The sequence below is a fragment of the Streptomyces sp. NPDC006208 genome (assembly GCF_040613775.1).
Classification (GTDB): Bacteria; Actinomycetota; Actinomycetes; order Streptomycetales; family Streptomycetaceae; genus Streptomyces.
The window spans coordinates 58,848-67,332 of the sequence record NZ_JBEXSW010000049.1; the positions used below are offsets into that span (position 1 = coordinate 58,848).

7 protein-coding genes are annotated in these 8,485 nt (G+C 67.3%); 2 read left to right on the plus strand and 5 right to left on the minus strand.

Translation table 11 applies throughout. The annotated features are described in order from the left end of the window. Window positions 1-257: 257 nt before the first annotated feature. The 3 genes from ABZ208_RS31860 to ABZ208_RS31870 all read right to left on the minus strand — a co-directional run bounded on the left by ABZ208_RS31860 (window position 258) and on the right by ABZ208_RS31870 (window position 3,807). Complete coding sequence (locus ABZ208_RS31860) at window positions 258-1,370, minus strand: hypothetical protein (RefSeq protein WP_356912926.1); 1,113 nt, start codon at window positions 1,368-1,370, stop codon at window positions 258-260. Further along, the gene (locus ABZ208_RS31865) at window positions 1,361-2,587 is read right to left on the minus strand and encodes a hypothetical protein (RefSeq protein ID WP_356912927.1); all 1,227 of its coding nucleotides are present in this window, start codon (window positions 2,585-2,587) and stop codon (window positions 1,361-1,363) included. The genes ABZ208_RS31860 and ABZ208_RS31865 overlap by 10 nt, the downstream gene beginning before the upstream one ends. A 245-nt stretch (window positions 2,588-2,832) precedes the next feature. After that, window positions 2,833-3,807, minus strand: a complete 975-nt coding sequence (locus ABZ208_RS31870; RefSeq protein ID WP_356912928.1) for a TIGR01777 family oxidoreductase — start codon at window positions 3,805-3,807, stop codon at window positions 2,833-2,835. A 403-nt stretch (window positions 3,808-4,210) separates the two neighbouring features. Between ABZ208_RS31870 and ABZ208_RS31875 the strand changes: the two genes are divergently transcribed. Next, window positions 4,211-4,639, plus strand: coding sequence for a DUF6207 family protein (locus ABZ208_RS31875; protein WP_356912934.1), 429 nt, complete (start codon window positions 4,211-4,213; stop codon window positions 4,637-4,639). Window positions 4,640-4,692: 53 nt separating this feature from the next. On the opposite strand, the gene ABZ208_RS31880 is transcribed toward ABZ208_RS31875, so the two are convergent. Next, window positions 4,693-5,004, minus strand: a complete 312-nt coding sequence (locus ABZ208_RS31880) for a hypothetical protein (RefSeq protein WP_356912929.1) — start codon at window positions 5,002-5,004, stop codon at window positions 4,693-4,695. An 811-nt stretch (window positions 5,005-5,815) separates the two neighbouring features. Next, entirely contained in the window at window positions 5,816-6,355 is a 540-nt protein-coding gene (locus ABZ208_RS31885) for a GNAT family protein (protein WP_356912930.1), read from the minus strand. Between the two features lie 765 nt (window positions 6,356-7,120). On the opposite strand from ABZ208_RS31885, the gene ABZ208_RS31890 reads away from it, so the two are divergent. Next, the gene (locus ABZ208_RS31890; protein WP_356912931.1) at window positions 7,121-8,356 is read left to right on the plus strand and encodes a cytochrome P450; all 1,236 of its coding nucleotides are present in this window, start codon (window positions 7,121-7,123) and stop codon (window positions 8,354-8,356) included. The last annotated feature ends 129 nt before the right edge of the window (window positions 8,357-8,485 follow it).

An 8,485-nucleotide genomic window follows, 5' to 3' on the forward strand; every position in this document is an offset into this window, starting at 1 on the left:
TCGATGGCCCGGCTCGCACAGGTCCTACCTCGCGGTCGCGTGCCGCCGGCAAGACCGGCTCAAGCGGCTGTGCCAGGTGCCGCTCGAGGTGCTGGTGGGCAGGACGACTCCATAGACGGACACGTCCTGGATTGGGCCGGCCCCCTCATCCGGTGGCGATCACGCGGCTCGGCACGGAACGCACTCTGCCTGTGTGCAACACCCTGTGCCTCCCGGCGTGCGGGCCGCTGAAGCGGCCCTCACGATCGGGGGCGCCGTCAACGGGTGACGGGGGCGGAGCAGCCGTGGGCTTTCGCCGAGCGCTCAGCGAATGTCTTGAGTGCGGCACGTTCGTAGGCGAGGTCTGCTTCGCTCCTCGGATACTTGCGGTCCTCGCCCCTGTCATGGGCGGGATGGAGGGTGAACAGTGCTCGGCCGTCCAGGCACTTGGCCGTCGTCCAGCTCATCAGGCCGTCAGGGTCCCGGTGGTGCACGGGTGTGTCAGCGTTCGGCGTGTCGTCAATCTGCTCATTCTCGTAACCGAGCAACTGCTCTTGCGCATAGGGACCGTAGTTGGCTGCGAGTACGTAGCGCGTCCTGAGGCCGGTGTCAGCGAGCCGGCAGGTTTCGTGCGGGGCGCCGCCGCGGGCGGTCTCGGTGGCGATGGCCACACCGCGCGCGGCGGGGACGTCGGAGCAGGTTCCGTCGGCTGTGCCGAGCGGCTTGTACTCGTCCTCGTTCACCGGCAGGTCGAGGCTGAGGACGGGCTTTCCGAGCTTGGCTCCGCAGTGCCGGGTCTTCGACGCCTTCGCCGCGGTGGAGGTCGCGATCCTGGCGAACTCCGGCCGGTTCGCCGGGTCGTCCAGCGTCTTGTCGAGCGTGGTCTCGACGGTGACGGACATGCCCTTGGCGCTGCTTGCCTTGGTGCACGCAAGGACCAGACTTGTGGTCACCTTCTCGTCCTCGTCGGCCCTGAAGGGGTCCGTGTCCGCTCCGAGGGTGTCCGGGTCGGCCCCGAAGAGCCCCGTCCATCCATGGCCGACCGGCACGGAGAGCGCGCTCGCTCCGGGCGGGCCCGTGTAGAGGGAGTCGAAGGACTGTCCGACGTGTGTGGTGTCGAGGACACGGATCTCGGCGGTGCCGCCGTCGTGGACGTGCACCTCGCAGCCCACCAGGCCCGCATCGCGTCTTTCGTGCTCGACCTCGACGGCTCCCGGGCCGAGGACGCTGCGCACCGTGTTCCGGTCGAGCAGGCCGTCGCAGGCACCGTCGAGAGCCGACTCGTCGCTCCAGCGCTGGAAGTCGCCGTGCACCAGGAGATAGCCGGCGACGGCAACGGCCGTCGCCGCCAGGGCCGCGAGCGTCCGCAGGACGATCCGCCTCACTGCCATCCCTCCACCTCTCCAAGGATCTTGGTGTCATGGCACCGCTGCTGCATGGGCCAGCCGTCGGGGTCGGCGAGATAGCTGTCCATCAGCTTGCGGGCGTCCTTCGAGAACGTGGTCCGCTGTGCCTCGCTGAGCGTGTGCGCACTGAGGCTGAACGTCTCCGTGCGGACGTTGACACGGTGGTAGGTGCTCCCTGCGGCGCACTCCGACCGCGCCCACAGGGCGAGTTCGTGCGGCTCCGAGTCGGGGATGACCGTGGTCCGCGATCCCTCGCGGAAGGCGAAGCTGTCACCGGTGTAGTGGTACTGGCCGCTCGCGGACTCGCTGAGCGGCCCGGCCCAACTCGCCGCCGAGACGTCGACGACCGCACCGTCGGATGGTGTCGGCTCGGTCTCCATCGGGTCCTTGCGGTCGAGGATGGTGGCGTCACAGACGCTCAGCAGCCGTGAGTCCTGCAGGTCCCCGCTCGCGGTCCACTTGCCGGGGAAGCCTGCGCGCTTGCCGAGCCCACGGCACTTCTTCACTCCCAGGCCCGGCTCGTCGATCTTCACGACCCTCATGTTGCCCCCGTCCGCGTCCGTGGTGACGTGGGCCTCATAGGTGTCGATGACCTGCGACGGCATCTTCAGCGGGGAGCCACCGCATTTCTGAGCCGTGGTGATCCCGTTGGCGACCTGGACTGCGGTACGAAAGTCCGCGAGATACTCGGCCCGCTTCCCCTTGCCAGGCACGGGCAGATCGACAGCCGCGGTGACATACATCCCGGACACCTCGCGCGCCCGCCCTTCGAGCCCGTTGGGGCACTCGGCGACGACCCACGTCCTCCCGTCCTTGCCGACCCTGCCGGTGACCCCGGGCGCCTCGTACCCGTCCTCGTCACCGCCGGGCAGGATGTCCTCGGCCCGAAGCGTCATCGGCATCCGGGAGATGAGCGCGACGGCCCGCACCCGGACCGACCCGTGCCCCGGCCAGGTAAGAGAGCAGTTGACCAGGGAGCGGCTGTCCTCATCGGGCTGGAGCATCGTGCCGTACTGGCTCACTTCGCCCGCAACTTCGTCGGGCACGAGGCCCCGTAGCTCCTCGTACGGCAGCAGCCCCGCACAGGCACGTTTCAACTGCGCCTGATTCGCCGCTGAATGGCCACCCGAATCGTCGGCACCGAAGAAGAGCACCACCCCGGTGACGATCAATACGAGCGGCAGCCCTATGAACAACGGCATGCGCAACCATGACGGCACCCGGGCCACGGAGCCCCCTCCCCAGTCCTAGCGGCGGATCAAGGCCTGGAACCTATCAGGGGCCGGCCACGGTGAGGATTGCAGGTCGTTCGGTGCAACTCCTGATCAAGGCAGGGCGGAGACATCAACGGCAAGTCCCGTGGCAGCGACGGTGAACGTGGCCGGCCCGGCCGTCGTTGCACAATGCCTGCTGTGCCGTGCACGAGTACAACTCACGGTGGCGGGACCTACTGGGAGCCGGAAGCCGGCTGGCCCACTCGGGGCCCGCCGCGCACGCGCCGCACGAGGTCGTCGGCGGCCTCCGGCCACTGGGCGTGGTCGAAGGCGAAACCCGCCTCGAGCAGGCGGCCGGGCACGACGCGGCGGCTTTTCAACAGGAGTTCGGTGTCCGAACGCAGCGCGAACGCGCCGAGCTCGGCCATCCACTTCGTTGCGGGCAGGCCAACCGGAACACCCCATGCGGCGCGCAGCGCGCGCATGAACGCGCGTTGCGGCAAAGGAACGGGAGCGGCAAGGTTCACCGGCCCGACGAGGTCGTCCCGGTCGGCCAGGAACTCAACGGCGCGGACGAAGTCGCGGTCGTGAATCCAGGACACGTACTGCGCGCCGCCCGCAACCGGGCCGCCAAGGCCGAGCCGCGCCAGCCGCAGCAAGACGTCGAAGACGCCGCCGCGATCGGGACTCATCACCATGGCAGAGCGCAGGGCGACTTTGCGCGTGTGCGGGGTTTGGGCTCGTTCCTGCGCCCGCTCCCACGCTTTTGCGATCTCGACGCTGTAGGCCCAGTAGCCCGGGACGCCGGTTTCAGTGCCGCCGAGCACGCCGGTCGCCTCGTCGTTGGGCGCGTCGAAGCGGTGGGAGTAGACAGTGGCAGTGCTCATCTGCAACCAGACCCGGGGAGGCCGCGCGGCGGCTGCGATCGCCTCACCCACAACCCGTGCGGAGTGCACGCGTGAATCCATCATGGCCTGCAGATTGGCCGCGGTGTAACGGCAGCTGACGCTGCGTCCGGCCAGGTTGACCACGATGTCGCTGCCGTTGATCTCCTCCGCCCACGGACCCAGGGTCTCGCCGTCCCAGAGGACTTCACGGTCGCGCACCGGCCGTCTGGTCAGGACCGCAACCTCATGGCCTGCGGCGGTCAGCGCGCGATTCAGGATTGTGCCTACCTGCCCGGTTCCCCCGGGTATCACTATCTTCATCAGGCTCCCCTAGGTGTGTGGCACGAATCTATCGCAGAGTTGAACGCGTTCAAGACTGACGCAACCGCTCCGCCTACCACCGGAACCGAAGCACACATATACGTGGCGGACGTGGCCCTGGACCGCTGCGCCCATCCCTTGCTGATCAGCAGCAACCGTTGGTGCGCTCCGGCGCACGACCGGTTGCGCTGTCCGGCGCATCGGCGCGGACGGCGGCACCGATGTCGGTCACGGCCGTTCTGACCGTTCCTTCGCACGCCTGGGGCGCTTCACACAACACAGCGCATGGGGCTCCTGCCGCGACGGGGGGACACGGCAGGAGCCCTCACCGACCGTCTGCCCCAGCCGCAGCCGTCAACGCCCCACATTCCGAAGGAGTTCAGACGTCGCCCGTCCAAGCGAACTGCCACCCCCGCGCCGAACCTCGCACCCGGGCCTCGTCGTCCACGAACTCACCGCCGCCGACGAAGCGACCGCACAGGCCGTCATGCACGAACTCGAGCAGTGCTGGGCCACCTCCGGCACCAGCCCCGTCCCCCGACGGCCCGGCGAGCCGGGCATGAGCGCGCGAGTCCACGCCGGCGGACGCCCCCCGGCAGCCTTGATTCCTGACCGCGGGCAGTACGTTCCGGCGGCGCGCACCGACGCCTGTTTCACACGCGGAGCGCGTCCGAGAGGCAACATCGCCCCTGAGGGCGCAGCCTCTTGCGCCCTGACGGCTCTCCGCCGCAAGGCCGCCGGCACCGGCCTGCACGCAAACCCGTCGCACGGGTTCCGTCGCTGCGGGGCAGCCTGTCGCCGCGGAGATGTGGCCTCCTGGAGCAGAGCATAAAAAAGTCGCCGAGAGCATTCGCTTCGACGATGAACAACACAAGGCTCAAGGATTCAGGTGGACCTCAATTCCAGGCCTTCACAATGCGGCTGACAGCATTGCACCACTGGCGCATACTCCACATGCTTGACAGTGGGCGAGTTGACGTTGACGCTCAGGTTGAAATGAATGTTTCCAATGCCTACTGCAGCAACAATTGCCGTTATCAATCCAACAACATAACCAGCAAACCTCATGCGGTTCGCTCGATAGTTGAGCAGTGCGACATCGAGCGAACCGGGAACCCCACCTCCTGCCGAGGCCACCTGCCGCAACACCCCGCGTAGCCGACCTGTGATTGAGCCATCTACCTGCATGCTCTCCATGCAGAGCACCTCTGTCCTGCTTGCCTGACCGGCCATGTACCGCCCTCGTCTCGGTTGACTTCATCCGTTTTTTGGTAAAGAAAAGCCCGGTCCGAGTCCCTTGACTCGCCCGGGCATGGGTACGCCTGAAGGCTGCACCCTTCGGCGCTCCATCTTGCTTTCTACTTCATGTCCCCAGTGTAGCACGAAATATGAAGAACCATCAAGCCATCGATGCCTCTTCGAACCGTTCCCTCTCGCTTTCCGGAGCAGCCGGAATCTTCCCCACAGCAGAGATTGTTGAGGATTTCTGACCTGGCGTCAAGAGGATACTGCTGGTGCCGTTGGCGCCGAATTCCCGGCCGCCATACATTCGTGTGCCGGCGCCGCCGGCGAAGCGCCTTGTGGTGGGCCGCTACCGGCACGAGTCGGCCCGGCGAGCCGGGCGTGAGCGTGCGCGTCCAGGCGGACCTAAGGCGCCCCGGCAGCCTCGACATCTGAGACCACCAGGGCATCACACCGTGCGGCCCGGGCGGACCGCTTTCAGGGTGCGGGCGTGTACTGGACGACCATGGTCTTGTACGGCCCGTCGGCGAACACCGTCAAGACCTCCAACTCGGCGCCGTCCCCGGCCAGCCGCTGGCGGAGCTTGGTAGCCACCCACCTCTGAGCCCGTTCCGGCACTCCGGCGGACTCCCACGGTCCCTGATGGGGCAAACGCAGGGTGGTCGAGCGCACCAACTCCTGGACAAGCGGCTACAGCGAGAACCGCCGCTGCACCGACTGCGACGCAAGGATCACCGGGCACACCACGCGACGCCTGAAGTGGCGCCTACTGCGGGTCGCTCTCACCTTCGTCATCGGCCAGCAACTGGAACAGCACGTGGTCCTCCCACTTGCCGGCGATCTTCAGATACTTCTCGGCCACGCCGAAGCGGATGAACCCGTTGCGTTCCAGCACCTTCTGCGACGCAACGTTGTGCAGCATCGTCCCCGACTGGATGCGGTGCAGCCCCTCCTCCTCGAACGCCACCCGCGCCATGTGCCGCACGGCCGCGGTGGCCACGCCCCGGCCGTTGTCCGCCTGACTCACCCAGTAGCCCAGGTGAGCATTGAGGAACGGACCGCGCACGATGTCGTTGAGGTTGATCCGCCCGACAATCCGGTCGTCGACGAGGATGACGTGCGGCACGGTGATGCCCGCGGCGTACCGCTCCAGCGCGGTCCGGATCACGGGCTCCTGCCCCCGGGGTGAGAAATAGTCGTCGGGCCGGGCCGGTTCGAACGGCAGCAGGAACTCGCGGTTGGCACGCAGCAGTTCGCCGATGGCCCGTACGTCGTCAAGCGTCACCGGCCGGGTGCTCACGATCATGCCGCCCATGATTGCAAATCCAGCACCCGGATCACCACCCGACGCCTCAAGTATCGCGGTTCGCTCTTCGGGTTCGTGACGCCGCAGGTTCGATGGGTTCGAAAGTCGCCGGTCAGTACGGTGCGCGGTTGAGGTCAGGGCTCTCGGCTGTCAGTGAGGCCCATGCCGGCCGATAGGCCGCCTGCGCGGTGGAGGCGTCGAGGAATCCCTTGGCTTCGAGACATTGTCGGGCCAGCGACACAAAAGGGGCCACTGGCGGGTTCCCGTCCATCGGTGGGGGAGGCATGGACGAGAGTCCAGAGATCCATGAGCATCGCGCCGAAAACGGCGAGCGGTCCCTCCAAGGGTCCGTCACGGCGTGCCCAGCGTTCCGCGGTAGCGCACCGACGTGCGGAACGTTCTCGACCCCGTGCCAGAGGGAGTCGGAGCAGCATAGGCGACTGTGCCGACGTGAGCGTGGATGAGCGCGCTGCTGCAGAGCAGGCACGGTTCGAGGTTGGTCGGACGTCTGTACCGTGTCGCTGCGCCCGCTCGCCTGAAGTTCCGGACTGCCGACATGGCGTGCCTGATCTACCCGGTGTGGCATGAGGACCCGCGGTGGGGCCGCCGCCTCAACGCTCGTTTGGCTGTGGCGCAAATTGGCAGACTTCGAGTCGGAACCTGCTTGGTGTCGTGCCTCTGTCCGAGTCTTTCTGTCTCAACACTGGAGTGTCCGTGGACCTGACGAACCGCAAGCTCTTCCCCCTCGATCCCCATACTGACCCCATGGAGGAGGCTGAGCAGCTCCGCGCACTCGGACAGCTGGTAGCGGTGGAACTGCCTGGCGCGGTGCCGGCTTGGGCAGCCACAGACCTCGCAACGGCGCAGCGGGCTCTCGGTCATGAGGACCTGACGAAGGATCCCGCTTGCTGGCCCTCGCTCGCCGACGGCCGGATAGCGGACGACTGGGAACTGATCGCCCTGGTGCGTGGTGCTGGAATGCTCCACATGGACGGCGCCGATCACCGCAGGCTGAGGCAGTTGGTGAGCTCCGGCTTCGCGCGGGCGCCCATCGAGGCACTGAGGCCCCGCATCGAGCAGACAGCTGAGGGGCTGCTGGACCGGTTGGCGGCCACGAGCAGCGCTGGGAGCCCCGTCGACCTGCGGGAACACTTCGCATTCCCGCTGCCTGTGACCGTCATCTGCCATGTCCTGGGAGTACCGGACTCGGCTGTCGGCGAGCTGCGCAGCCGCTTCGATCGCCTCGTCACGCCCCAGAAGGGCGCCATCGGGGACGATGACATCCGGCTGGCCGTGGCAGACATCTACAGCTCCCTGTCGGCGCTCATCGACTGGAAGCGCACCGATCCCGGGGACGATCTCACCACCGCATTGATCCAGGCCGGCGACGACGGAACCCATCTCAGCGAGCAGGAACTGGTCGAGACCCTGTTCCTGATGCTGATCGCAGGGCACGAAACCACGATCAACTCGATCACCAACACGCTCCACGCCCTCCTGCGGAACCCGGTCATGCTGGCGGCCGCCCTGGGCGCCGAGGACGGTGAGACCTGGGCCAATGTGGTTGAGGAGGGCCTGCGTTACTCCCCTCCCGTGCGTCACGCCCTCCTGCGGTACGCGATGAAGGACACAGAGATCGCAGGCGTCCGGGTTGCCAAGGGGGAGGCCGTCCTCGCCAGCCTCGTACCGGCCGGGCGGGACCCGGGCCGACACGAGCACCCCGACGCATTCGACATCGCGAGAACCACGAGCCGAGAGCATGTTGCTTTCGGGTTCGGTGCGCACTACTGCCTGGGAGCGCGGCTGGCCAAGCTGGAAACGGAGATCGCGCTTCGCGCACTCCTGCGCCGCTATCCCGACCTCAAGCTGGCCTCGGAGCCTGCCCGCCTGACGTCGATCCCGCTCCAGGGCTACCAGTCCCTGCCGGTCCATCTGCACGGGGAGGACGGAACGCCGACAGGTGCACTGTCGGTGGACCAAGACGCAGCCGTGACTGCCTGAGGGGCGCGGGCCGCTGACAATCCGGGCGAGCGGCGGTTTCCGCATCGCCCCGTGGGGGGGGGGGGCCGGTGTTCGGGCCCCCCCGCGGGTTTGGGGAGTAATGTATATCACAAAACTGAACACCACAAA

Coding starts and splice junctions, on each gene's coding strand:
- ABZ208_RS31860 (WP_356912926.1), bottom strand. CDS start 1,370: ATGGCAGTGAGGCGGATCGTCCTGCGGACGCTCGCGGCCCTGGCGGCG.
- ABZ208_RS31865 (WP_356912927.1), bottom strand. CDS start 2,587: ATGCCGTTGTTCATAGGGCTGCCGCTCGTATTGATCGTCACCGGGGTG.
- ABZ208_RS31870 (WP_356912928.1), bottom strand. CDS start 3,807: ATGAAGATAGTGATACCCGGGGGAACCGGGCAGGTAGGCACAATCCTG.
- ABZ208_RS31880 (WP_356912929.1), bottom strand. CDS start 5,004: ATGGAGAGCATGCAGGTAGATGGCTCAATCACAGGTCGGCTACGCGGG.
- ABZ208_RS31885 (WP_356912930.1), bottom strand. CDS start 6,355: ATGATCGTGAGCACCCGGCCGGTGACGCTTGACGACGTACGGGCCATC.
- ABZ208_RS31890 (WP_356912931.1), top strand. CDS start 7,121: ATGGAGGAGGCTGAGCAGCTCCGCGCACTCGGACAGCTGGTAGCGGTG.